The sequence below is a fragment of the Flaviflexus sp. genome, from assembly GCF_052087705.1.
GTDB lineage: Bacteria > Actinomycetota > Actinomycetes > Actinomycetales > Actinomycetaceae > Flaviflexus > Flaviflexus ciconiae.
Genome location: NZ_JBQCYC010000023.1, coordinates 1 through 24,025, shown reverse-complemented (window position 1 = coordinate 24,025; position 24,025 = coordinate 1). Strand labels below are relative to the sequence as shown.

Below are 24,025 nucleotides of genomic sequence, written 5' to 3'. Positions count from 1 at the left end.
GAGCCCTCGCCCACTCCCGCACCTGCCCCGAGCTCGGCTTCGGCGCCAGCACCCTGGGGATCCTACGGTAGCGACACCGGTCTAGACGGACTGTGGGATCTGTGCGCAGGTGGAGACATGGTTTCCTGCGATGACCTTTACTGGCTGTCCCCGGTCGGCAGTGCGTATGAAGCATTCGGGAACACGTGCGGACAAACCACTGAGAGCCTATATGGTGAGTGTGACCTCTACGATCCGAGTTCAACCGGCTGGGTGCCATCGTCAAGCGGCTGGTCTTACGGAGATGATCCCGCGTTGGATGCACTCTGGGATGGTTGTGCGGCGGGGGATTGGGACTCGTGCCATGACCTTTGGTGGGACGCGCGGGAGAATAGTGAGTACGAGTATTTCGCTGGGACCTGCGGGTACCGGGGCTCCTACTCTCCCGGATGGTGCGATACCAGGGCAGCAAATGGCGAGTTCTAAACGATAGGAGCGACCTCCGAGCAGGTTCGGTCACCGCAGTCGTGTTTGTTGGACGTGCTTAGTTGCTCAAGGATAAGCCTCATATACCGTTGGCCCGCCCCTCGATCGGGCGGGCCAACGGTATATGAGATGAGATAACTGAGTCCGGCCGGGCCGTGCGACTTAGATGTCGAAGTAGAGCTCGAACTCGTGCGGGTGTGGGCGCTGACGCAGGGGAGCGATCTCGTGCGTGTACTTGTAGTCAATCCACGTGTCGATGAGATCCTGCGTGAACACGTCGCCTTCGAGAAGGAACTCGCTGTCTTCGCGCAGTGCTTCGAGTGCGCCCTCGAGAGAGGTTGGGACCTGTTCGATCTCCGCGTGCTCCTCGGGGGGAAGCTCGTAAAGGTCCTTATCGATCGGGTCGGCAGGCTCAATGCGGTTCTTGATGCCGTCGATACCAGCCATGAGCTGGGCCGAGAACGCCAGGTAGGGGTTCGACGAGGGGTCCGGTACGCGGAACTCGAGACGCTTCGATTTCGGTGAGGATCCGGTGACTGGGATACGGATGCAGGCGGAACGGTTGCGGGCCGAGTAGACCAGGTTAACGGGTGCCTCAAAGCCGGGAACAAGACGGTGGAAGGAGTTCACCGACGGGTTTGTGAAAGCCAGCAGGGCTGGGGCGTGCTTGAGCAGACCGCCGATGTACCAGCGTGCCATATCTGACAGCCCGCCATAACCCCTCTCATCAGCAAAGAGTGGTTCGCCGTCCTTCCAGAGCGACTGGTGGCAGTGCATGCCAGACCCGTTGTCACCGAAGATTGGCTTGGGCATGAAGGTGGCGGTCTTACCATCCTCCCAGGCAACGTTCTTGATGATGTACTTAAACTTCATGAGGTCATCGGCCGCGGCAAGCAGAGTGTCGAACGTGTAGTTGATTTCCTGCTGTCCCGCCGTACCAACCTCGTGGTGGGCGCGCTCAACCTTGAGACCGGCCTCGGCCATGACCCTGCTCATCTCGTCCCGGAGGTCAGTGAACTGATCGTTGGGGGAGACGGGGAAGTAGCCGCCCTTCATGCGGGTCTTATAGCCCTTATTGCCGCCCTCTTCTTCGCGGCCGGTGTTCCACCATGCCGTGTTGGAGTTGATGTGGTAGTACGACTCGTGCTCGTTCGTATCGAAGCGAACATCGTCGAAAATGTAGAACTCTGCTTCGGCACCGAAGAAGACGGTGTCGGCGATTCCCGTGGAGCGAAGATAGTTCTCGGCCTTGGCGGCAATGTTCCGGGGGTCGCGGGAGTACGTTTCGTTCGTGAACGGATCGACGATAGAGAAGTTGACGACGAGGGTCTTGGCCTTGCGGAACGGATCGATGAAGGCCGAGGACACGTCGGGGATGAGCTTCATGTCGGATTCGTGAATTGCCTGGAAGCCGCGAATCGAAGAAGCGTCAAACATGAGGCCCTCGGTGAAGACATCCTCGGAGAAGGTTTCTATGGGGATGTTGAAGTGCTGCATAATCCCTGGCAGGTCGCAGAACCTGACATCGATGAACTTAACGTCCTGTTCCCGTGTGTAGGCGATTGCCTCTTCAGCAGTGGCGAACATGTTTCTCCTCAAATGATGGATTCACCGCAATGCTATATCGATCATGGGTCAAGGAGGCAGGCCGTCCACTGTTTTGCTCGGCACATGTTGAATGTCTGATGTGAAGATTTGACCCACTAGGATGGTTTTCATGGCTGACACAATCCCCCTTGCTCCGTTCGGACGCAGGCTGATCGCTCTCGTCATTGACTGGCTTGTCGCCGTCGCAATTTCGATGGGCTTCTTCAACTACAACGAATGGGCAACCCTGGGGATGTTCGCCCTCATGAACTTCCTCCTGATCGGCACAATCGGCGGAACCATCGGCCACTTCATCGTCGGCATTGCCGTTCGCCGGATCAATGGCCAGCTACCCGGGCCTCTCAAGGCCCTTGGCCGCACTGTTCTCCTCTGCCTTGTCATCCCGGCAATCTTCACGGTTCCCGACGGTCGTAGCTACCACGACGCCCTCATGAAGACCACGATCACGCGGGTGCGCTAGAACTCAGGTTTCAACGGCGTCGCCATTCGGGCCCTCGTGGAGGACTCATCTACTCGATATCGAGCCAGCTCGGTGGAACAAGCCGCCACGTTCTCGTTACGTTGCCCGACCAATCCCCATGCCTTCGTCAGGTCGGGGATCTTGCAGAGCTTTCCGTTAACGCGGGCTAGGTCCGGAGAGCGACTCGGGAAAAGCTGGGTCGTCAAGCAATCGTTCCGCCTGGCCGGGCAGTGGCCGCCACTTGAGTCAACTGGGAGTGCACGCCGACGATATGCCGAAAGGTCGGTCATCAACTAGCGCGGCGTTTCGATCAAGTAGCCCGGTGCTTCCGATGCTGAGAAACAAAGATCTCCGGCCCAGGCGTTTCTGGACCGGAGATCTTTATGGCGAAGAAGATGACTGCTGGGCTGGGCCTTAGCGGCCGCGGGTGGCCTTGCGATCCGGGCGCATCTTGTACGGATCGATTCCCTTGGGGATCGGAAGCTGGTTTGTTTTGATCGAGTCGTAGCGCTTAGCAACAACGCTGACCTCCGCGGAGGTGAGCTTCTTCGGGAGCTTCTTGAGCGACTTCATGAGCTTCGCGAGACGGACCTGACCATCATCAGTGCCCACGTTGACGGTGTGCACGGGCACGTTCGGGGCGATACGGCGGGCCTGCTTGCGTTCGTCCTCCACGAGCTTATTGACGCGGTTCGTCGGGCCCTCGGTGACAAGAACGACGCCGGGCTTACCGATCAGTCGGAAAACCATGTCCTGCGTACGAGCGTTGAAGCGGACGGGCTCCTCCTGGAAAGACCAGCCGCGGCGGATACGTCCGATAACGGCGGAGGCCGCTCCCGGCATCCCCTCCATCTGCTTGTAGGAGGCCGACTCAATAAAGCGAGTGAGGGTCACCATCGCGAGCATCGGGCCTAGGATCACGCCCGAGATGGTCCAGAGGATCCAGTTGTCGAGCAGGAAGCCGATGAGGATGAAGCCGCCCGTGACGACAACGAATACGCCGATGAGAAGCCAGGGCAGGTAGGGGTAGCTCTTCTTGGCGATCTTGAATCCGTCGCCGAGGAGCTGATACCACTTGCGCTTACCCTGAGGGTTCTTATCGTCCTTTGCCATGGGCCCTAGTCTAGCGCCTCGTATGCTTTGCGGCCGCTACGAAACCTATGACTCCCATGACGAAAGCGGACGCCGCGGCCACCCAGAAGCCGTACGCAAGCTCTGACTTAAGCAACTGTCCGGCCGCGGCAGCGCCAATGGCGACGCCGCCAACGTTTGCCGCACCGAGTGCGGTCATGGCGACACCGTCACCGCCCTTCGGGGCCAGCCTTGAGGCGAGAGTGAACATTGCCACAGAGGCGGGACCGATGAACAGTCCGAGGACGAAAAGCACGCCGGCGAGTTGCCAGGGATCGTTTGTCAGCGGGGCGATGGGGACGAGAATGGTGAGGGCTATGCCGGAGATTCCGATGCGGGTGCCTTGCGAGATGCGTTCGGGGATCGCCACCGCACCGAGCGCGGTAATTGCTGCGCCCGCCCCCATGGCCGCATAGATCAGGCCCGCGTAGGACGTGGATCCAAAGATCTCGGCTGCCGCGGTGGTTGCTGTCTGCATCGAACCAAAGTAGGAGCCGAGACACAGCATCGAAAATAGCGCCGCCCAAATAATCGCGATGATTTTCCACAGGGAAGGCGCCACCGTTGTGGGATCCGGGTCCACGACCTTTTGGGGGGTGGAGCGGTGCAGGCCCAGGCCGGTTATGCAGGTGATGCCAATGACCGCCGTGACGATCAGCGGCGCCTCGGGGGAGATCGTTGAGGCGAGAATGCCGACGACGGCGGGGCCAAGAACGAAGTTCAATTCATCGGCGACAGTCTCGTAGGAAAGCGCCGTTGACAGCGCCTTCGGTGTCCGTGCCACCGGATACCAGCGAATCCTCATGAGAGCGCCAACGGGAACGGTTGTGAGGCCCACGAGAGCACAGGCACCGAGGACAACCGCGAAGGGCAGCCCCGCGACCGTGACGGCAATGAGGGTGACAAGCGTGCCAGCATTGACGGGCCCGAGCACGAGGAAGGGGAGGCGCTGCCCCGCACCGTCCGTCCATTTGCCGATGAGGGGCTGACCGATGCCGGTGGCAATGGCCAGAACAGCCGAGCTGATCGAGGCCGCGGCAATGCCGTGGTGGCTCGTCACGAGCGTGAGGACCCCGATGATGATCATCGACGTGGGGAGCCTTCCAACGAAGGCGAGCGGCATAAAGGCGCCTCCCCACAGACGGGGAAGATCTTTATAGCTGGTAAAAGAGGACAGGACGTTCATGTAGCGCGATCGATTAAAGGAATAGGGCGAAGAAGAGTGTATCGGTATTTGGACATTATTCCGATACTTTCGGCGGTGCCAGTTTTAGTTGGCAGTGCCGCTCGGGGCCGGCGGAGCCGGCCTGAGGCTGACGGCGTCCGGCCGAACAGGGTGTCGCCGGCGGGAGTATTCCCGTGACTGAGCACCGGACATGTTTGAGATTGCGGGCAACGCTCTGGAAAAGACAAGAGTGAGGGGCCCGCTGTTGCGGGCCCCTCACACTAACCTATGGCTTGGTTATATTATTTCAGATACCAACCACGGATGCGAAGTAGCCCTCTTCGAGGCGGGCCGTCACTGCCGACAGGTAGGGGCCTGCGGCAGCGCCATCGATGAGGCGGTGATCGTAGGACAGTGCCAGGTAAATGTAGTTGCGAATACCGATGGACTCGTTGCCGTACTCGTCCTTGACGACAGCCGGGCGCTTGACGATCGTGCCGACGCCGAGAATGGCGGACTCGGGTGCGTTGATGATCGGGGTGTCGAACAGAGCACCGGAGGAACCGGTGTTCGTGACCGTGAAGGTGCCGCCGGACAGCTCATCCGGGGAAACCTTGCCCGAGCGGGTACGCGAGGCGAGGTCAGCAATGGCCTTCGAGATGCCGGCGATGTTGAGATCGCCCGCATTCTTGATGACCGGGACCATGAGGCCGCGCTCCGTGTCAACAGCGATGCCGACATGCTCGTGACCGAAGTATTCGATGTTCTTCTCATCAACGATGCGAGCGTTGATCTTCGGGTGGGCCTTGAGGGCCTCGGTTGCGGCCTTAACGAAGAACGGTAGGAACGTGAGCTTGACGCCCTCGTTGGCCTGGAAGCTCTCCTTGGCTGCGGTGCGCAGTGCGACAACCTTCGTCACATCAACCTCGACAACGGTCGTGAGCTGAGCCGAGCCGTGGAGCGAGTCCATCATGCGCTGGGAAATAACCTGGCGCAGGCGGCTCATCTTCTCGGTCGTGCCGCGTAGCGGCGAAACCTCGGTGACCTTTGCGGACTTCGCGGGAGCTGCTGCAGGTGCGGCGGCCGGTGCGGCTGCCTTCTTTGCTTCCTCCGCGGCCTTCTTGGCGGCCTCGGCTGCAGCCTCGACGTCCTGGCGGCGGATCCTGCCACCAACGCCGGTACCTTCAACGGAAGAGAGGTCAACCTCGAGCTCGCGAGCAAGCTTGCGAACAATCGGGGTTACGTAGCTACCGGAAGCGGAATCGGCTGCTGACACGGCCGGAGCGGTCTTCACCTCGGCGGTTGCCTTCGGCTCTTCGGCAGCTGCCGGAGCAGACTCGGCAGCCGGGGCTGCCGGTGCGGAGGGCGCCTCGGGAGCGGACTGAGCGGACTCATCCTTAGGTTCTTCCTTCGGAGCTTCCTCTTCCTTCGGTGCTTCTTCCGTCTTCGAGGCGGGAGCGCCGGAACCGATGATGGCGACGGGGGCGCCAACGTCAACGGTCTCGTCCTCGCCGACGAGGATCTCAAGAAGAGTGCCTGCGACGGGGGAGGGAACCTCGGTGTCAACCTTGTCGGTGGAAACCTCCAGGAGCGGCTCGTCGAGTTCGACCTCGTCGCCAACCTCCTTCAGCCACTGGGTGACGGTGCCCTCGGTGACGGACTCGCCAAGAGCTGGCATCGGGACTTCCTCGCCTTCGGAGGAACCGGAGTCGGCGGGAGCGGGCTCCTCTTCCTTCTCCTCTGCCGGAGCTTCCTCAGCGGGTGCTTCCTCGGCCGGTTCTTCAGCGGGTGCCTCTTCAGCGGGAGCCTCGGCCTCGGAATCATCAGAACCGGAGTCGTCGGACGAGCCAGAGCCGTCACCGATGTAGGCGACGACGGCACCAACTTCGACGGTCTCGTCTTCCTCGACGACGATCTTCTCGAGAACGCCAGCAATGGGGGAGGGGACCTCCGTGTCAACCTTGTCGGTCGAGACCTCGAGCAACGGCTCGTCGAGCTCGACGGTGTCACCCACATTCTTCAGCCACTGAGTGACCGTTCCGTCTGTGACGGATTCGCCCAGCGCGGGCATCTTAATTGCTTCAGACATTTTGTATGCGTCTCCTTGAGCTTAGTTGTGGGTGTGCAACGGCTTGCCGGCAAGAGCGAGGACAGCCTCGCCCACGGCCTCGTTCTGGGTGGGGTGAGCGTGAATGAGGTCGTCGAAGTCCTCCGGGAAGGCCTCCCAGGCAACCATGAGCTGGCCTTCGCCGACCTGCTCTCCCATGCGGGCGCCAATGGCGTGGAAGCCGACGATCGGGCCGTCCTTTTCGCGTACGAGCTTGACGAAGCCTGCTGTTCTCAGCATCTGCGACTTGCCGTTACCCGCGAGGTTGAACTCGGTGACCTCAACGTTCTCCTTACCGTACTTCTCCTCGGCGGCCGACTGGTTGAGGCCGACGGAGGAAACCTCCGGGTTGGTGAAGGTTACGCGCGGAATGAGATTCTCGTCGATGGCCTTGGGGGAAAGGCCTGCGATCTCCTCGGCAACAAAAATGCCCTGGAGGAAGCCGCGGTGTGCGAGCTGGAGGCCGGGAACAATGTCGCCGACCGCGTAAATGTTGGCGACTCCGGTGTGGAGGCGCTCGTTCGTGGTGATGAAGCCGCGATCCATGGGGATGCCCTGCTCTTCGTAACCGAGGTTCGAGGTGGCCGGGCCACGGCCGATCGCAACGAGCAGGTAGGAGGCATCGTAGGATTTGCCATCCTGCGTGTAGACCTTGACGCCGTTGTCGTTCTGCTCGACACGGTCAAACATGGTCTTCGTCTTGAAGTTAATCTTGCGCTTGCGGAAGGCACGCTCGAGAGCCTTCGATACTGTCGCGTCCTCGTTCGGGAGAAGGTTCGGCAGGCCCTCGATGATGGTGACATCCGCACCCATCGACTTCCATGCGGAAGCGAACTCGGAGCCGATAACGCCGCCGCCGAGGACGACAACGGACTCCGGAACCTCTGTCATCCGCAGAGCCTGCTCGGAGGTGATGACGCGGCCCTCGATTGCGAGGCCGGGGATCGACTTCGAGTAGGAGCCGGTGGCGAGAATGATGTTTTTGCCGGTCAGGACGCGGTCGCCGACCTGGACGGTATTCGGGCCGGTGAGGCGACCCCAGCCTTCGACGGTCTCCACGTTGCGCGATGCGACAAGACCGGTGAGGCCCTTGTACATGCGGGCGACGACGCCGTCCTTGTAAGAGTTCAGTGCCTCCATGTCGATTCCCTCGAACGAGGTCTTGACGCCAATGCTGGCGCCGTCGCGCGCCTCGTCAGCGACGTCAGCCGCGTGCAGAAGGGCCTTCGTGGGGATGCAGCCGCGGTGGAGGCATGTGCCACCAAGCTTGTCGCCCTCAACGAGCGCGACCTTCAATCCCAACTGTCCTGCGCGCAGGGCAGCCGCATAGCCGCCCGATCCCGCACCGAGGATGACGATGTCGTATTCCTGCGTGTCAGCCACGTAGATCTCCCTTAATCTCAACTCGACAACCCGACCGAACGGTCGCGTTACACATAGTTATTGTTCCACTTTCTAGGCCAAACGTCATGGCAGTTCGGTCAGGTTCACCTCACCGCTGACGAAGAAAGTACACTGGACCCCATGGGCATCTTCTCTCGACTGGGCGGCGGTGGCTCGCGTGAGCGCAGAAATGCGACGCGTGACCACTTTCAGGATTTCGTTGCAACACGCAAAGGCGTGGAAGCCTATCTGGAACCCGCAGGAGCCCGAGAACCCCTCGCCCTCATCCTCGTTGCGCGCGATGGCGAATGGACCAGACGCCAGGTTCCAAGCCCCAAAGAGGCCGCAAACCTTGCCACAGAGCTAGGTTTACCGTTCTACGAGATCATCCGTACCGGCTATCCGCAGCGCATGCGGGAATGGTCTCGCAAGAACAAAAACAAATAGGGCCCATCCAACCCAGGTTTCACGGCCCTCTGCGCCCAGGCCCATCCCGACAAGTTGGAGGCTAGGGGCAGTGTCGCTGGGGCAGAATCACGTCGTGAACTTTGCCGATTGCAGGTTCGATCGAGCCCGGATCAGCTTGTCTGATCACATGACATGTAACGAAGTTAATAGCGCCGATCGAGACTCGCAACGTGCTTATTCGCCTGTGGACTGTGGATAAGCCGGGGGTAGGGAAGAACGAGACGACAAAGAATCACATGCGCTGGCCCGACACTGACCAAGCTGGCGCGTTCGGTTGAACTCTTGCTTCCATAGATTTGCTCCCCGGAAGTTGAACAATATGGTTCAATCCGGGGAGCAAATCTTATTCAGGCGGCTCTAAGTGACCGTTCAGTGTCTCTTAAGCCTCAGCGGTGTGCGATTCGATCCAGGCGAGGAGCGTCTGGACGGCAACGCCGGTTCCGCCCTTGGGGGTGGAACCGAAGGGGCCCTCTTCGTTGAAGGATGGGCCCGCGATGTCGATGTGTGCCCAGGGGGTGTCGCCAACGAACTCGGCGAGGAAGAGACCTGCGGACAGCATGCCGCCTCCGCGACCACCGGAGTTCTTTGTGTCCGCAACTAGGGAGTCGAAGCCCGACTTCAGGTGATCCGGTAGCGGCATCGGCCACATGTCCTCACCAGCAGCGTCGGCTGCTTCGATGATTTCGTTGCGGGTCTCATCGGTTCCCATGACACCGGAGATCCGGCCACCGAGCGCCACGATCTGCGCGCCGGTCAGGGTTGCGACGTCGATGACGGCATCCGGCTTCTCTTCGACTGCGCGCGCAAGGCCGTCACCCAGGACCAGGCGGCCCTCGGCGTCGGTGTTGTTGACCTCGACCGTGCGGCCCGAGTACATGGTGAGGACGTCGCCGGGGCGGGTTGCCGAACCGGACGGCATGTTCTCGGCGAGGCAGAGCCAAGCGACAAGGTTGGTCTTAACGCCGAGACGGGAAGCGGCGACAACGGTCTCGAGAACCGTGGCTGCGCCCGTCATATCGGTCTTCATCGTTTCCATGGACTTGGCGGGCTTGATGGACAGGCCGCCCGAGTCGAAGGTGATGCCCTTGCCCACGAGGGCGAGGGTGGACTTGGCGCCGCGTGCCTTGTATTCGACGCGGACGAGACGGGGCGGGTTCACGGAGCCCTGGCCTACGCCAAGGATTCCGCCAAAACCGTCCTTCTCAAGCTCGTTCTCGTCCCAGATGCGGACCGAGAGGCTCTTCTCGGACTTGCCGTACGCTTCGGCGATGTCAGCGAACTTGACGGGAGTCAGGTCGGACGCCGGGATGTTGACGAGGTTACGCACCTCGCATACTGCCTCTGCGACGATTTCTGCTTCGTCGGCGAGAGCATCGAACTCCGCCTTCTTCAGCTTGGCGGGGGAGACGACCGTGATCTGCTCTGCCGGGGCAGGCTGCACCTTATAGTCGCCGAAGGTGTAGGCGCCGAGCAGGCCACCAAGGCCGGCCTGGTAGAGAGCCTCGGGATCGTCGGACGCTACGGCGAGTGCCACATGTGAGACGTGCGACAGTCCGCGGACGGCTGCGCCGAACGCTTCACGCAGGTCAGTTGCTTCCAGAGCGTCCGCGTCCTTGCCGGTGCCGACGAAGGCGATCGTCTCGGCGGAGAAGCCAGACGGGGCGGGAATGCGAGTCAGGGAGCCAAGTTTGCCGGATACTCCCAGCGTGGGGAGCAGTGCGTCCAGCGAGGTCACGGCCTTCTTGGAGAGGTCCGCGACGTGCGCGTGGACGCCGTCAGCACCAGTGACGACAGGCACAACCAGGACGTTTGCAGTGGTCTTATCGGGGGCTTGTTGAATAAAGTTCAGTTCAGACACGTCTATCATCATAGCGGGGTTAAAGGAGGCCGGTGTGGATAAGGATTCCCAGTCGCATGGACTGTCGGATAGTCGTCGCTCAGCGCACGGATCCGCCCGCATTCTTCTTTTCATCATCCTCATCTTCACGATCATCTTCGCGTGGCTCGCGATTGTGGGCGCTACCAGCGCTTTCATGAACACCCTGCCCGGGACCGCGCTGCTGACGCTACTTGGCGGTGCCACGTGGGTGGCGATGACGGCGGGTCTTTTCCACAATGGACGACGGATGAGGCGTGTCGCCTGGGGCACCGCTATTGCCAACGTTGTCATGCCCATCATTGGGCTCTTTGCTGAACTGCCGCTCGACGGCTGGAGCCCGTGGCGCGATGGTGGCATCGCCTTCTGGTACGTTCCGACGGCTCTCGCTGTTGCCACACTCGTTTGGCTCTACCATTCGTCGCCGGCCCGATTGGCGCAGCGCAACGGCTAGCCAGATAGACTGGCGCCGTGCTTTACCGATTCCTTTTCGACACGGTTATTTCATCAACCGACCCTGAAGCGGCCCACTCCGGCTCCATTGAAGCCATTGGCTTAGCAGGTCGCTCTCCGCTCGCCCCTCTCATGAGATCAACAATTGGATGGCGGGGACGAGCCAAGGAGACAGCGGTCTTCGGTCGTAGCATCCCGGGTCTCGTTGGGCTTGCCGCCGGCATGGACAAGAATGCCACGGCCGTCGAGGGCCTCGATGCGATGGGCTTTGCGTTCGTCGAGATCGGAACTGTGACTCCAGAGCCGCAACCCGGTAACGAACAGCCCCGCATGTGGCGCCACCCCGAGGAACGTGCCCTTCGCAACGCCATGGGTTTCAATAACGAGGGTTCGAAGGTTATTGGCGAGCGTCTCAAGGAACTGCGTCGCACAAAGCGGGGCCGCTCCATCGTGATCGGCGCGAACATTGGGAAGAACAAGTGGACGCCGGAGGTAGAAGCTGCCGGTGACTACCGGATCGCAGCTTCCCGCCTCGCACCCTACGTCGACTACCTCGTTATCAACGTGTCCTCACCCAACACCCCGGGGCTACGGAATCTTCAGACGGCCGAGGCCCTAGCCCCGATTATCAAGGCGACCCGGGACGCCGCGGACGAAGCGAGTGGACGCCACGTCCCTCTGCTCATCAAGATCGCTCCTGATATGAGCTTTGACGATGTGCGTGCCATGGGTCAGATCGTCATCGACGAAGACCTTGACGGTATCGTCGCGACTAACACGACGATTGAGCACGAGTACGAGCGCGGGGGAGTCTCGGGACAGCCACTGACGGAACGCAGCCTGGAAGTCGTTCGGACCCTGCGGGATGCGCTGCCGCTCGATAAGATCATCATCGGTGTTGGCGGTATCACCTCCATCGATGACGCTCACGCCATGCTCGGAGCCGGAGCGGACCTGCTTCAGGTCTACTCTTCATTTGTCTACGAGGGTCCCTGCCTCCCGGGGAAGCTCAACCGAGCCCTCTCGCACCTGTCCGTGTAGCTCTCCGATGGTTCTTGGATGGCTATCCGTCTGATAGCTATCTGCCCTGGTTACTCTCTTATTGAGAAGCTTTTAGCACGGCGAACGAACAAGCCCGACGGTCCGGGAATTCCGGGGCCATCGGGCTTGTTTAGCTTTGCTGTCATGTTTTGCTTGGACGATTACCGCTGTTGTTCGTCTGCTTGATCGACAATGCTCGTGAGTGGGAGTGATCCGTCCTTAGCCGAGACGGATTTCGGGGCGCTCGTGCGGGGCGTTCTCCCAGGTGAGGCTCGGATCGTCGATGATGACGTCGAAGAGAACATCATCGATCCTTGCCATGAGTTCTGCGGGAATGACGACGTCGGCGGCCTTGACATTCTCATTGACCTGCTCGGGGCGAGATGCGCCAATGATTGCGGCAGCGACGTTGTCGTTTTGAAGAACCCAGGCAAGGGCAAGCTGGGCGCGAGTAATTCCGAGCTCGTCGGCGATCGGCTTGAGGTCCGCAACTGCCTGCAAGATCTCGTCGGAAAGGTAACGCTGGATGGTGCGGGCGCCGCCCTTCTCGTCGGTTGCACGGCTGCCGGCAGGAAGCGGCTTGCCGATCTCGTACTTGCCGGAAAGAACACCCTGGGCCATGGGGGAGAAAACGATCTGGCTCAAGCCACAACGCTCCGACATGGGGACGACCTCGGGCTCAATCACGCGGTACAGCATGTTGTACTGGGGCTGGTTCGAGACGACCTGGAAACCCAGTTCCTTCGAGAAATCGTGGGCGTACTTGATCTGCTCGGCGGTCCACTCCGATACACCAATGTAGAGTGCCTTGCCTGCGCGGACGACGTCGGCGAACGCCTGCATGGTTTCCTCGATCGGGGTTTCAACGTCGTAGCGATGCGCCTGGTAAACATCGACGTAGTCGGTTCCCAGCCGCTTCAGCGACCTATCGATCGACTGCATGATGTGCTTGCGGGACAGTCCGGAATCGTTGTGCCGCTTCTTGCCGGTTGGCCAGTAGACCTTCGTGAGGATCTCAAGATCCCCGCGATCAACGCCGGCCAGTGCCCGGCCGAGGACCTCCTCGGCAACGCCGTTGGCGTACACGTCGGCAGTGTCGAAGGTCGTGATGCCGGCGTCGAGCGCCGCATGAACGGAGGCCGTTGCCGCCTCTTCTTCGACCTGGCTTCCATGAGTTAGCCAGTTACCGAAAATAAGATTAGAAACTTTGAGCCCGGAGTCACCGAGAAATACGTAATCAACCACGCCACGAGTCTAGCCTCGCGGTAAGCGTGGAGAATAGGGAGCTGGTCAGGTGAACAAGGGTATTCCCAGCAACGGGGACATAAGGGTATTCCCAGCAACGGGGACATAAGGGTATTCCCAGCACAAGAACTAGGCAGAGAAAACGGTAGCGGCAGATGTGTTCTACGTAGATGCGTTCTACAGGGAGCGGATAGTGCGTCCGTCAATGTCGGACAAGCACCGGAGTTGCACGATTTGAGTCACCCTGGAAACCCTGCGGATAGTTGAACGGGGAAGTGGCTCAGCGACAGACAAATAGACAGACAAGTAACGGGGAAGGATTGATCCCTTCCCCGTTCAACAAGTTCGTTCGTGACGATGGGCTACGCGCCGGTCGGCCTGCTTGCCGGGCTACTTGGCGCCTGCGGGCCACTCGCCACGGTCCACCATGGGGATGGGGCGGCGCCAGCGGCGCGGGTAGAAGGTGCGGCCGAACATCTGCCAGCGAATACCGCGGGGTACGCGATCGTCGCCGAACTTCTCAACGGCCTTCTTCTTCATCTTGCCGGAGGCAATGAACGAGTCAATCAGCATGATGAGCATGACGCCGTAGAGGATCACCATGGCGATAACAGCGATGTCGGGGTTGAGGATCTGCAGGAAAACGAGAAGCAGAACTGCGAGAGCAAGCCCAAAGAAGTACGAGGCAATGTTGAAGCGAGCATCGATGTAGTCGCGTGCCCAGCGGCGAACGGGGCCCTTGTGCGCGTACGGTAGCTGGGCTTCATCGCCGGTCTTCATGGCGAGCTGTTCCCGCTGGAACTCGGCGTCGCGACGCGCGCGTGCCTCGCGCTTGGCGGCCTTGCGGTCCTTCGGAACGAGGGGACGACGGTTCGCGGCCTCGGCCTCCTTACGAGTGGGAGTGGGCCTGCCTTTGCCTCTGGCCTCTGCTTTGATGACCTCGGGCTTGTCCGAATCCTGTTCCTTGCTCACATGCCAATCGTAACGCGGAACGAGTAGGGTTTGAAACATGACAGATCTCGCCACATACAGTGCCGCCGTTGATGCTGCACTCCCAGCCGTCCGGTCAGAACTCGAGGATCTCGTGCGGATTCCGTCGGTTTCCTCCTCGGCCTTTGACCAGTCCGAACTCGACCGTTCAGCGCAGAAGGTGACGGAAATCCTTCGTGACTCCGGCTTTACCGACATTGAAACGATCAAGCTTGAGACGGAAAGCAACGGCACCGGACGCCCCGCCATCCTCGCCCACCGCGAAGGTCCCGCCGGTGGTCCCACCGTCATGCTCTATGCACATCACGATGTGCAGCCCCCCGGCGAGCGCGACAAGTGGGACACGGAGCCCTTCGAGCCGGTCGAGAAGGACGGTCGCCTGTACGGCCGTGGTACCGCCGACGACAAGGCCGGAATTCTGGTCCATGCCGGCGCGATTCGCGCACTGGATTCGCTTGGCGAACTGCCCGTTTCGGTCACTGTCTTTATCGAGGGTGAAGAGGAGATCGGCTCGCCGACCTTCGTTGATTTTCTTAACGAGTACCGCGATCGTCTCGCGGCCGATGTCATCGTTGTCGCGGACTCAAACAACTGGACGGTTGACGTTCCGTCGCTGACCACCTCGCTTCGCGGAGTCGTCGGGCTTGAAGTCACCGTCGACGTTCTCGATCACGCGCTCCACTCGGGCATGTACGGTGGCCCAGTTCTCGATGCCGTGACCGTCGCATCCAAACTTATCGCCACGCTCCACGACGAGAACGGTTCGGTGGCGGTTGCCGGTCTGCATGGCTACGACGACGCAGATGCTGACTACCCGGAGGACCAGCTCCGCAACGACACGGGTGTGCTCGAGGGCGTTGAGCTCGTCGGCAAAGGCTCGATGGCTTCTCGCCTGTGGACCCAGCCCGCGCTGTCCGTTATCGGTCTCGACGCGACGTCAGTGGAGAAGTCATCCAACACGATCATTCCGTCGTGCCGCTTCCAACTGTCCCTCCGTACCGCACCCGGCCAGCAACCTGCCGAAGCGCACGAGGCGCTGAAGAAGCACATTGTCGAACACGCTCCTTTCGGTGCGAAGGTGTCGTTCGGTCCCGGAGAGTTGGGCCCCGCCTTCCAGGCGGAGCAGACCGGCGTCATGGAGACGGCCCGCGGAGCGCTACGCGATGCGTGGCAGACCGAGCCCGTTGACATCGGTGTGGGCGGATCGATTCCGTTCATTGCCGACCTGGCGAAGGTTTTCCCGCAGGCCGAGATCCTTGTGACCGGGATCGAGGATCCCGACACGCGTGCGCACTCCGGTAACGAATCCCTTCACCTTGGGGTGTTCCGCAACGCAATTCTTGCCGAGGCACTGCTTCTGGCGAGGCTCGCCGAGTGAACATCCTGCTTACCGCAACGAGAGTCGAGGGCGCACCCGCCTCCGTTGTCCTCGATGCTGCTGCCGGACCGTGGAAGGAACGCGCCGATGTCGACTCGGTCCCCGTGAGCGACGGAGAAGGCGATCTCTGCGAGGTGCTCGCTCAGTTGAGCGGAGGGGAACTGGGCGCAATTGAAGCAGCCGGCGTTCCCGTTCCGTCCCTCGTATCGAACCGGCGCTGGGTTCTCGACCTGTCGCAGTCGTGGGGCGAGAACTCCCGGGGCCTCGGCGTAGCTCTTACTACGGTCCTCGCAGAGAATCCGTCGCGGCTCGTACTTAACCTGCCCCGCAGGGTCTTCCCGGATCTCGGGGAAGCCATGCTGGAGGAAATGGGTCTCTCCGGTGTGGAGGATCTTGCCACGGCGTTCGCCGATGTGAATGTTCTCGTCACCTGCTCTGCCGAACAGCCACTTCTCGGAGTAAATGGTCTACCCCGCTGGCTCGACCGGCACGGCGCGCTTAGCGCGCTGGAGGCACAGGAGCTGGAGAAGAGCATCGGTGGGCGACTGCCGCGCTCAGCGCGACAATCCCTCCTGAGTGATGACCTTGACCCGAAGAGCCCGACTTCGGGAATCGGCGGGGGAGCGGCCATGCTCCTCCAGGCAGCGGGTGCCCGGACGGCATGGGCGGGTGACGTCGTTGCCGGTGCGATCGCTCCGCGACTCACCGAGGTTGACCTTGTGGTGTACGTAACGGGTGAGATCGGACTCGACCTGCCCCGCTCGCTGTTTACTCTCGCCGACCACGCGGAAAAGGATGCCATTCCCGTTATCGTCATCTACGGGGACGGTCGACTGCAGCGTCATGAATTGGCGCGGTTTGGTCTGTCGGGGTCGTATTCCTACGCGCCCGAGGGCGTCGACCTCGCAGGGCTGGCACGCGCCATGGGTCCAATAAGCCAGACCTGGGCCCGCACATAACAGCATATTCCCAGGACATTCCCGGTTTAATAGGAGGGAGGTCCTTGGAAAGAAGAACGGATCAACGTAATCTTGGTATAGCCCCCGGGGCTTAAACCTTGAAGGAGAAAACTCATGACTGAAACTGTTGCAGTCCACGGTGTTGAGCTCACCGATGTCGCCGCGAACAAGGTTCGTAGCCTTCTCGCCCAGGAAGGTCGCGATGATCTGCGCCTTCGTGTGGCGGTGCAGCCGGGCGGTTGTTCCGGCCTCATGTACCAGCTGTACTTCGACGAGCGCGAGCTCGATGGCGACCTCATCCGCGACTTTGACGGCGTTGGCGTCGTTGTCGACCAGATGTCGTCCCCGTACCTCGACGGTGCAACGATCGACTTTGCCGACTCCATTGACCGTCAGGGCTTCACGATCGACAACCCCAACGCCGGCGGCTCCTGCGCCTGCGGAGATTCGTTCCACTGATGACGATGTCGCGGCGAATTGCCGCTCTAACAGCAGTATCAGCGTTGGTGCTCGCCGGTTGCTCCTCGAACGATGAGGACACTGAGACGCAGACAACTGACACGGAAACGACAACGAGCGAGTTGACCGGTGATGCCACCGACGAGCCGACCGATGCGGAAACCGCCCCCGAGGCTGTCGAGCCGGTCATCTCCGATGAGGGGATGCCAAGCGTTGTCGAGGAGGACGGAATCGTCTCTCTCGACTTCGAGGGCGCGACCGAGCCCGAGCAGCTTCAGGTATCGGTGGTAGAGGAGGGTGACGGCGACGTCGTCTCCCCGGAGGACCTCGTTGTCGTCAACTACGCCGGACAGGTGTGGGGAAGCGACGAGACCTTTGACTCGTCGTGGGCCCGCGGCTCGATGACCGCATTCGGTCTCGACATGGTGGTCCAGGGATGGCGGGATGGCCTCGCCGGCCAAACCGAAGGATCGCGCGTTATCGTCTCCGTCCCCGCCGAGCTCGGCTACGGCCCTAACGGAGGTAACGAGTCTGCGGGTATTGGCCCCGAGGACACCATTGTCTTCGTTGTTGACATCGACCAGAAAGTCTCCCCGGACGAGGTTGGCGATCCCGATGCCACCGTCGTGACCGAAGCGGATGAGCTTCCGGTCAACATCGAAGGCGACCTTGGAGAACTCGCGTCCGTCACCGTCAAGGAGGATGCCGAGGAACCGGAGGAGACCACCTCGATCGTCATTGCCGAATCCGATGGCCCTGTCGTCGGTGGCGAGGGAACGACCGTCTACTTCCAGTATTCGGCAGCCACCTGGGATAACTCGCAGACCGAGCAGTCGATTGATTTCGGCGGTGTGCAGAACGCCACAATCGGTCAGGGTTCCCCCTTCGACCTGCTCGAGGGAGTTCCGGTAGATTCCCGCGTACTCCTTCTCGTCCCGGGCGACGAGTCAACGCCGGGCCTCGCGGCTCTCGTTGATGTTGTTGGGCACCTACCCGCGCCGGCAGCAACGGAATAATAGTCCGCAAAGTAGTCGCACGTCACACTTCGTTTCCCCGCACCCGATTTGGGTGCGGGGAAATGTCCGTTTTCGGGCAGAAACGTTGAAACTCCTATGTTCAGTGGCACTCAAACCTGAAAAAACTATGTAGAGTAGGGGATTAGGACGATAGTCCCTACCCCTGCTGCGCTAGGAGCCGGGATGGGAAACGTGAAGGAAGGTACACTACCGTGCGTGAAACACAGCAACGGCGCAGAGGACTTGCCCGCATTGGTGCGCTCCTCGCCGTCGTGGCGCTCGCAGCCGGATGTTCGGATCATTCGCCAAGCGAACCTGGCAAGGGCATCGACGTTGGATTCCTGCCCTCGACGAGGGAGATGACGGATAGGACGAGCCAGCTCATTGATCTGTGGAACGGCGCCTGGTTTGCCGCTGTCATGGTCGGCCTGCTCGTATGGGTGCTCGTGCTTTGGTGCGTTATCGCGTACCGCAAGCGCAAGAACGACAACCAGCTCCCGGTTCAGCTCCGCTACCACGTGCCTCTCGAGATCATGTACACCATTGTTCCGATCATCATGGTCGGCGTGCTCTTCGTGTTCTCGACCCGTGCAACAGCCGAGATGAACGACGTCTCGGGCGAAGCGGATATCGAGATCGAGGTGTACGGCAAGCAGTGGAGCTGGGACTTCAACTACCTGTCGGATGACGTCTACTACTCGGGTGACCGCATCAGCTTTATCGGTAACGAGGTTGGCGCCGAGGAGACACTTCCGACGCTGTACCTGCCCGTGGATGAGACCGTTGAGTTCACGGTCAAGTCCCGCGACGTGATCCACTCCTTCTGGATTCCCGCATTCCTCTACAAGGTCGACATGATGCCCGGACGGGTCAACACCTTCGAGGTCACCCCGCAGGAGGAAGGCATTTACTCCGGTAAGTGTGCCGAGCTCTGCGGCGAGTACCACGCCGAGATGGTCTTCAATGTCGCTGTCGTAGACCGCGAAACCTACGATGCCGAAATGGAAAGGCTCCGCGAAGCCGGCAACACCGGATCGCGCGGCGACGAGTACAACAGGCAGTACAACCTGCAGGAGGCCGGCAATGGCAACAACTGATGATCAGCAACGGATTATCGAAGGGGACTTCGTTCCCGGTCTGAAGCCGAAGAAGCAGTCGCTGGGCAAGCTCCTTGTTTCCTGGATGACCTCAACCGATCACAAGACGATCGGCTACATGTACCTGATCTCGGCATTCGCCTTCTTCCTCATCGGTGGTGCCCTTGCTCTCGTCATTCGTGCGGAGCTGTGGGAACCGGGCATGCTCCTGCAGTCGAAGGAACAGTACAACCAGTTCTTCACGATGCACGGAACAATCATGCTGCTCCTGTTCGCAACGCCGCTCTTCACGGCGTTCGGTAACGTGCTTGTGCCGATCCAGATCGGTGCCCCCGACGTCGCCTTCCCTCGGCTCAACATGTTCAGCTTCTGGCTGTTCTCGTTCGGTGGCCTCATCACCATCGCGGGCTTCCTCACCCCGAAGGGTGCGGCATCGTTCGGATGGACGGCGTACGTGCCACTATCGACGAACGCATTTTCGCCGGGACTCGGCGGCGACCTATGGATCATGGGTCTAGCCATGACCGGCTTCGGCACGATCTTCGGTTCGGTTAACTTCATTGCCACGATTATCGGCATGAGGGCGCCGGGCATGACGATGTTCCGCATGCCGATCTTTACCTGGAACATCCTCATCACTTCGATCCTTGTCCTCATGGCGTTCCCGGTCCTCGCAGCGGCCCTCTTCGGCCTTGCATACGACCGCATCCTTGGCGGACAGATCTACAACCCCGAAGCGGGCGGCGCGCTTTTGTGGCAACACCTGTTCTGGTTCTTCGGTCACCCCGAGGTTTACGTCATCGCCCTGCCGTTCTTCGGCATCATCTCCGAGATCATCCCGGTCTTCTCCCGCAAGCCAATCTTCGGATACAAGGGCCTTGTCTACGCAACGATCACCATTGCTGCCCTGTCCGTCACCGTGTGGGCGCACCACATGTTCACGACCGGCGGCGTCATGCTTAACTTCTTCTCGCTACTGACAATGGCGATCGCCGTCCCAACGGGTGTGAAGTTCTTCAACTGGATCGGCACGATGTGGCGAGGAAAACTGAGTTTCGATACCCCGATGCTGTGGGCTATCGGCTTCCTCCTCACCTTCGTCCTCGGTGGCGTTACGGGCGTTATTCTGTCCTCGCCGGTCATGGACTTCCACATCCACGACACGTACTTCGTCGTCGCCCACTTCCACTACGTGGTCTTCGGAACCGTTGTGTTCGCCATGTATGCGGGCTTCTACTTCTGGTGGCCCAAGTTCACCGGCCGAATGCTTAACGAGACGATCGGTAAGTGGCACTTCTGGCTGACCTTTGTCGGCTTCCACCTCACCTTCATGATTCAGCACTGGCTGGGTGTGCAGGGCATGCAGCGCCGTATCCCGGACTACATGCCGGAGGATGGCTTCCAGACCTACAACCAGATCTCCACGATCGGTGCGGCAGTCCTTGCCATTTCCACCCTCGTGTTCCTCTGGAACGTCCTGAAGACGCACACCGGTCCCAAGCCGGCACCGCTTCCGAACGACCCGTGGGGCTTCGGTGGCTCGCTCGAGTGGGCAACGGCCTCGCCGCTCCCCGCGCACAACTTCACCTCGCTCCCGAGGATCCGTTCCGAGCGGCCCGCCTTCGACCTCCACCATCCCGAGGTCGCGGCCATGGACCGCATCTCTGGAGACCCCGTTACGACCCTGATTTCTGAGGGAGAGAAGAAGTGACCGAAAACAAGAACGAGAAGCGCGGTCTCGTCGCCGAGACACTATTCTTTATTCCGCCGGGAGCATTCTTCTTCATTGTCGCTATCGCATACGCGATCGTGGCGGATGCGGAACCAATCGGAACGATGACCCTCGTTTCCCTCGGCTTCATGTTCTTCTTCGTTGCAGGCTACCTGTGGTTGACGTCGCGGAGGATCGACTTCCGTCCGTCCGATGGTGAAGACGGCGAGATCGAAGAGGCAGCGGGCGACGTAGGCGAGTTCAACCCGCACTCCTGGTGGCCCCTCATTGCAGGCGTCGCCGCATCTGTTGTTGCAGCCGGCTTTGCCGTTGGCTGGTGGATGTTCGGCATCGGTATCGCCATCGGCATTATCGCCGTGATCGGATACGCCTTTGAGAACAACACCGGCGTCTACTCGCACTGAGTAAACCGCACATGAGAAACGGGCCCTTCGTGGCCCGTTTTCTTTTCGTTAGTTGTGCATAGTCCGACTATTCATCATGCTCATGAGACCGGACTGTGCGCCAAGATGTGTCTCAAGTGGGAGAGTACTCAGACAGGAAGTGTCTCAAGCTTCATCGTCTGGTGCTCGTCGCCTCTAGCCGTGGGTGGCGGACTGTGACGGTACACAGACAAACGGAAGACCCGCGACGAATCGCGGGTCTTCGGTTAGTTCGACAGCTTAGCTGTCGTCAGGTCCGGGCCGTCCGGCCTCACGGTCGCGGAAGTTCTTCTGGTCGTACTCGCCACGATCATCCGGATCGGGCTCAGTATCCTTCTTCTGCTCGACGTACGGCTCCTGGTCGTATTCGCCACCATGTCCAACACGCCCCTCCTCATGGGTCGGTGCCGGCTCGTAAGCGGGGTCGTCGGCATGTGGGGAGAGGGGATTGTAGGGCGCATTCTCCTCAGGATGCTCTGATTCCTTGCTCTGCTTGTCATTCATGATTGCTCTCCAATCTCCTGTGTGTTACCACACTACTCTCTGTTGCCCGCAAGCGCGAGCCGAATACTTCAGGAATTCAGCCGACATCCAGCTAGTCCCCTGAGGTCTCTCCGGGCAGTCTCGGTAGAAGCAAGATCAGCTTTTATGAAGGCGTGCATGCGCCTACTGGTCATGAGATTGAGGTGGATCTGGTTCCCAGGAATAACCTTCCCGGGGCCCGGAGGCTACGCATGCGAGGTGATGGGCCGTGCTAGACCGTCAGGGACAGAAAGCGTGGGAGCGGATGGCGGAGTTTTGTGTCCGGCTGCTGTCAGGCGGACAGAGCCCAGGCTCGCTATCACCGAGATTGCCCCTCCACAGTTTTCCTGTGAAGGGGCAATCGGTGCTGTTGTGAGTGTGCTTAGAGGGTTCCGGCCTCGGTGCCACACTGAGTCGCAATGTCGGAGAGAGTGTCAACCGAGTGCGAATCATAAACGTCGTTGCCAGCCGAGATCGACTCGATGGCCTCAGGGCTAAGGCGCTGGAGCGACTCATCGGTGACGCATTCCAGGTACATGTTCCACTGGTCCTCGGAGATGCCCTGAGCTTCCGCAGTCTCCTGGGTGAGACCAGTCTGCTCGAGGATGTCCTCCATGCCCTGGCGGAATGCTGCCGGATCGGCATTCGGATCACCGTATTGCTGATCATCGCCACCGTAAGTGCCGTCGGTGAGGGGATCCTCAGTCTCGTCGGTGCCGTCGGTGAGGGGATCCTCAGTCTCGTCGGTGCCGTCGGTGAACGGATCGTCGGTGTCAGTATCGTCCGTGTCGGTCGTCTGCTCCGTTGTGGTCTGATCGCCGTCGTTCGAATCGTCATCATCGTCGCCGGCGAAGACGAAGAAGTAAAGAAGGGCGCCTGCTACGAGGAGAATGACAACGACTGCGGCAATAATGATACCGGTCTTGTTGCTGCCACCCTGCTGAGGAGGCTGGCCGTACGGACCGGGAGCTCCGTAGCCTTGGTCGTAAGGTGCATTGCCGTACTGTCCCGGTGCTCCGTAGCCAGCGGGCTGTCCGGAGGGAGCTGACGGGGGCTGCTGGCCCTGCCAGTTGCCCTGGCCGCCATGAGGATTTCCGTAGTTGTCGTTCCCTGTGGTCATAGTTTCACCTCGTACGGACTGGAATAGTGCGAAGACTAGGCTGTCCGCCATATTTGTGATTCGGTGTACGCGTAACAACTTAGCACCGAGAGTTCATGCAGTGATAGCAGATCATAGGGGTGTATTCCCCAGGCCCAACCAGCGGAAACACCCTGATGCGCTTGACTCTACGGCTAGGCCGCACTCCTTGATCGTTGCCGAGCAGCGTTGCCAACCCGTGGTTGGGAATGATGGATCTCTAGGAAGACGCTCCTTGCCTGCCTTACCGGGGTAGAGGAATGCGCTTGAGACGGACGGACCAGTCCGGAACGAGAAGAGGGGCGGGACGCGGTCGCGCCCTGCCCCTCAAGCAAATTGATGCGGATTGCTTACAGGAGTTCACCCATGCACTGGTTTGTGGCTTCGCCGATCACAATCATGTCCTGCTCATTGGTTGCAACATTCGGGTCACGGTTAGCCAGCGCTTCCTGGGTCTCAATCGAGACATCATCGTAAATGTTGTCGACAATGCAGGTGATATAGCTATCGATCTGTTCGCGGGTCCTGCCGGCTTCCGCGAGCTCTTCTTCGCTAATGCCTTCCTGGTACATCATGTCTGAGAAACCCTCGGTAACCTCTTGCTTAGACGGACGACCGTCACCGCCGCCCTGGCCACCGCTGTCCGGCCCCGGTGCAACGTCCGGCCCCTGACCGCCGATCGGTCCCTGATTCTGGCTTGTGCCGTTAGGGCTCTCATCACCGTCGTCGTCCCCACCGAGCGTTAGCACGAGCACGACAGCGACGGTAACGACAACCGCAGCAATGACACCGCCGATGATCCACCCAGTCTTCGTAGACTTCTGGGGAGGCATGCCGTACTGGTAGCCACCCTGTCCGTAGCCTTGTGGAGCACCGTAGCCCTGCTGAGGGTGTTGGCCCTGCTGCGGGG

The 24,025-nt window shown here is 60.5% G+C and carries 22 protein-coding genes; 11 read left to right on the top strand and 11 right to left on the bottom strand.

What is annotated here, in order from left to right; translation table 11 throughout:
* Nucleotides 1-627: 627 nt before the first annotated feature.
* Nucleotides 628-2,052 carry a type I glutamate--ammonia ligase gene (glnA, locus tag ACTHUY_RS10250; RefSeq protein WP_441655640.1) on the bottom strand — a complete coding sequence of 475 codons (1,425 nt, stop codon included), beginning with the start codon at nucleotides 2,050-2,052 and terminating at the stop codon, nucleotides 628-630.
* Nucleotides 2,053-2,182: 130 nt separating this feature from the next.
* Between glnA and ACTHUY_RS10245 the strand changes: the two genes are divergently transcribed.
* The gene (locus ACTHUY_RS10245; protein ID WP_441655639.1) at nucleotides 2,183-2,533 is read left to right on the top strand and encodes a hypothetical protein; all 351 of its coding nucleotides are present in this window, start codon (nucleotides 2,183-2,185) and stop codon (nucleotides 2,531-2,533) included.
* 414 nt (nucleotides 2,534-2,947) lie between these two features.
* Here ACTHUY_RS10245 and ACTHUY_RS10240 read toward each other — a convergent pair whose 3' ends face one another.
* From ACTHUY_RS10240 to lpdA, 4 genes are all read right to left on the bottom strand, one after another.
* Nucleotides 2,948-3,646 carry a DUF4191 domain-containing protein gene (locus ACTHUY_RS10240; protein ID WP_441655638.1) on the bottom strand — a complete coding sequence of 233 codons (699 nt, stop codon included), beginning with the start codon at nucleotides 3,644-3,646 and terminating at the stop codon, nucleotides 2,948-2,950.
* A gap of 10 nt (nucleotides 3,647-3,656) precedes the next feature.
* Nucleotides 3,657-4,850 carry an MFS transporter gene (locus ACTHUY_RS10235; protein WP_441655637.1) on the bottom strand — a complete coding sequence of 398 codons (1,194 nt, stop codon included), beginning with the start codon at nucleotides 4,848-4,850 and terminating at the stop codon, nucleotides 3,657-3,659.
* A gap of 286 nt (nucleotides 4,851-5,136) precedes the next feature.
* Nucleotides 5,137-6,918, bottom strand: a complete 1,782-nt coding sequence (sucB, locus tag ACTHUY_RS10230; RefSeq protein WP_441678675.1) for a 2-oxoglutarate dehydrogenase, E2 component, dihydrolipoamide succinyltransferase — start codon at nucleotides 6,916-6,918, stop codon at nucleotides 5,137-5,139.
* A gap of 21 nt (nucleotides 6,919-6,939) precedes the next feature.
* A complete protein-coding gene (gene lpdA, locus ACTHUY_RS10225) occupies nucleotides 6,940-8,319 on the bottom strand; it encodes a dihydrolipoyl dehydrogenase (RefSeq protein WP_441678673.1) in 1,380 nt (459 codons plus the stop codon).
* A 141-nt stretch (nucleotides 8,320-8,460) separates the two neighbouring features.
* On the opposite strand from lpdA, the gene ACTHUY_RS10220 reads away from it, so the two are divergent.
* Nucleotides 8,461-8,766: an oxidoreductase gene (locus ACTHUY_RS10220; protein ID WP_441675852.1), complete on the top strand. Its 306-nt coding sequence runs from the start codon at nucleotides 8,461-8,463 to the stop codon at nucleotides 8,764-8,766.
* 400 nt (nucleotides 8,767-9,166) lie between these two features.
* On the opposite strand, the gene ACTHUY_RS10215 is transcribed toward ACTHUY_RS10220, so the two are convergent.
* The gene (locus ACTHUY_RS10215) at nucleotides 9,167-10,645 is read right to left on the bottom strand and encodes a leucyl aminopeptidase (protein ID WP_441655634.1); all 1,479 of its coding nucleotides are present in this window, start codon (nucleotides 10,643-10,645) and stop codon (nucleotides 9,167-9,169) included.
* A gap of 34 nt (nucleotides 10,646-10,679) precedes the next feature.
* Here ACTHUY_RS10215 and ACTHUY_RS10210 point away from each other — a divergent pair, with 34 nt between their 5' ends.
* Nucleotides 10,680-11,117 (top strand): hypothetical protein, encoded by a 438-nt coding sequence (locus tag ACTHUY_RS10210; RefSeq protein WP_441655633.1) that lies wholly within the window; start codon nucleotides 10,680-10,682, stop codon nucleotides 11,115-11,117.
* Nucleotides 11,118-11,134: 17 nt separating this feature from the next.
* Nucleotides 11,135-12,157, top strand: coding sequence for a quinone-dependent dihydroorotate dehydrogenase (locus ACTHUY_RS10205; protein WP_441655632.1), 1,023 nt, complete (start codon nucleotides 11,135-11,137; stop codon nucleotides 12,155-12,157).
* Between the two features lie 219 nt (nucleotides 12,158-12,376).
* On the opposite strand, the gene ACTHUY_RS10200 is transcribed toward ACTHUY_RS10205, so the two are convergent.
* Nucleotides 12,377-13,402 carry an aldo/keto reductase family protein gene (locus tag ACTHUY_RS10200; RefSeq protein ID WP_441655631.1) on the bottom strand — a complete coding sequence of 342 codons (1,026 nt, stop codon included), beginning with the start codon at nucleotides 13,400-13,402 and terminating at the stop codon, nucleotides 12,377-12,379.
* A gap of 390 nt (nucleotides 13,403-13,792) precedes the next feature.
* Nucleotides 13,793-14,374: a DUF3043 domain-containing protein gene (locus ACTHUY_RS10195; RefSeq protein WP_441655630.1), complete on the bottom strand. Its 582-nt coding sequence runs from the start codon at nucleotides 14,372-14,374 to the stop codon at nucleotides 13,793-13,795.
* Between the two features lie 37 nt (nucleotides 14,375-14,411).
* Between ACTHUY_RS10195 and ACTHUY_RS10190 the strand changes: the two genes are divergently transcribed.
* The 7 genes from ACTHUY_RS10190 (at nucleotide 14,412) to ctaF (ending at nucleotide 21,437) form a co-directional block, all read left to right on the top strand.
* Entirely contained in the window at nucleotides 14,412-15,770 is a 1,359-nt protein-coding gene (locus tag ACTHUY_RS10190) for a dipeptidase (protein WP_441655629.1), read from the top strand.
* The gene (locus tag ACTHUY_RS10185) at nucleotides 15,767-16,729 is read left to right on the top strand and encodes a glycerate kinase (protein ID WP_441655628.1); all 963 of its coding nucleotides are present in this window, start codon (nucleotides 15,767-15,769) and stop codon (nucleotides 16,727-16,729) included. Before ACTHUY_RS10190 ends, ACTHUY_RS10185 begins: the two co-directional genes overlap by 4 nt.
* Before the next feature lie 114 nt (nucleotides 16,730-16,843).
* The gene (locus ACTHUY_RS10180) at nucleotides 16,844-17,188 is read left to right on the top strand and encodes a HesB/IscA family protein (protein ID WP_126703153.1); all 345 of its coding nucleotides are present in this window, start codon (nucleotides 16,844-16,846) and stop codon (nucleotides 17,186-17,188) included.
* Between the two features lie 5 nt (nucleotides 17,189-17,193).
* Nucleotides 17,194-18,204 (top strand): FKBP-type peptidyl-prolyl cis-trans isomerase, encoded by a 1,011-nt coding sequence (locus ACTHUY_RS10175; RefSeq protein WP_441655627.1) that lies wholly within the window; start codon nucleotides 17,194-17,196, stop codon nucleotides 18,202-18,204.
* 212 nt (nucleotides 18,205-18,416) lie between these two features.
* Nucleotides 18,417-19,301, top strand: a complete 885-nt coding sequence (gene ctaC, locus ACTHUY_RS10170) for an aa3-type cytochrome oxidase subunit II (protein ID WP_206501761.1) — start codon at nucleotides 18,417-18,419, stop codon at nucleotides 19,299-19,301.
* Nucleotides 19,288-21,012 carry an aa3-type cytochrome oxidase subunit I gene (ctaD, locus tag ACTHUY_RS10165; protein ID WP_441678670.1) on the top strand — a complete coding sequence of 575 codons (1,725 nt, stop codon included), beginning with the start codon at nucleotides 19,288-19,290 and terminating at the stop codon, nucleotides 21,010-21,012. The genes ctaC and ctaD overlap by 14 nt, the downstream gene beginning before the upstream one ends.
* A complete protein-coding gene (gene ctaF / locus ACTHUY_RS10160) occupies nucleotides 21,009-21,437 on the top strand; it encodes an aa3-type cytochrome oxidase subunit IV (RefSeq protein ID WP_441655625.1) in 429 nt (142 codons plus the stop codon). The genes ctaD and ctaF overlap by 4 nt, the downstream gene beginning before the upstream one ends.
* Nucleotides 21,438-21,695: 258 nt before the next feature.
* Here ctaF and ACTHUY_RS10155 read toward each other — a convergent pair whose 3' ends face one another.
* The 3 genes from ACTHUY_RS10155 to ACTHUY_RS10145 form a co-directional block, all read right to left on the bottom strand.
* On the bottom strand, nucleotides 21,696-21,959 hold the full coding sequence (locus tag ACTHUY_RS10155; RefSeq protein WP_441678668.1) for a hypothetical protein: 264 nt from the start codon (nucleotides 21,957-21,959) through the stop codon (nucleotides 21,696-21,698).
* 400 nt (nucleotides 21,960-22,359) lie between these two features.
* Nucleotides 22,360-23,097, bottom strand: a complete 738-nt coding sequence (locus tag ACTHUY_RS10150; protein WP_441678666.1) for a hypothetical protein — start codon at nucleotides 23,095-23,097, stop codon at nucleotides 22,360-22,362.
* Between the two features lie 368 nt (nucleotides 23,098-23,465).
* Nucleotides 23,466-24,025: hypothetical protein (locus ACTHUY_RS10145; protein WP_441678664.1), on the bottom strand; the 560-nt coding region annotated here is incomplete at its 5' end.

Bases quoted from the DNA above. Each gene is read 5' to 3' on its own strand.
- glnA (WP_441655640.1), bottom strand. From the start codon at position 2,052: ATGTTCGCCACTGCTGAAGAGGCAATCGCCTACACACGGGAACAGGAC.
- ACTHUY_RS10245 (WP_441655639.1), top strand. From the start codon at position 2,183: ATGGCTGACACAATCCCCCTTGCTCCGTTCGGACGCAGGCTGATCGCT.
- ACTHUY_RS10240 (WP_441655638.1), bottom strand. From the start codon at position 3,646: ATGGCAAAGGACGATAAGAACCCTCAGGGTAAGCGCAAGTGGTATCAG.
- ACTHUY_RS10235 (WP_441655637.1), bottom strand. From the start codon at position 4,850: ATGAACGTCCTGTCCTCTTTTACCAGCTATAAAGATCTTCCCCGTCTG.
- sucB (WP_441678675.1), bottom strand. From the start codon at position 6,918: ATGTCTGAAGCAATTAAGATGCCCGCGCTGGGCGAATCCGTCACAGAC.
- ACTHUY_RS10220 (WP_441675852.1), top strand. From the start codon at position 8,461: ATGGGCATCTTCTCTCGACTGGGCGGCGGTGGCTCGCGTGAGCGCAGA.
- ACTHUY_RS10190 (WP_441655629.1), top strand. From the start codon at position 14,412: ATGACAGATCTCGCCACATACAGTGCCGCCGTTGATGCTGCACTCCCA.
- ACTHUY_RS10180 (WP_126703153.1), top strand. From the start codon at position 16,844: ATGACTGAAACTGTTGCAGTCCACGGTGTTGAGCTCACCGATGTCGCC.
- ACTHUY_RS10175 (WP_441655627.1), top strand. From the start codon at position 17,194: ATGTCGCGGCGAATTGCCGCTCTAACAGCAGTATCAGCGTTGGTGCTC.
- ctaD (WP_441678670.1), top strand. From the start codon at position 19,288: ATGGCAACAACTGATGATCAGCAACGGATTATCGAAGGGGACTTCGTT.
- ACTHUY_RS10155 (WP_441678668.1), bottom strand. From the start codon at position 21,959: ATGAATGACAAGCAGAGCAAGGAATCAGAGCATCCTGAGGAGAATGCG.
- ACTHUY_RS10150 (WP_441678666.1), bottom strand. From the start codon at position 23,097: ATGACCACAGGGAACGACAACTACGGAAATCCTCATGGCGGCCAGGGC.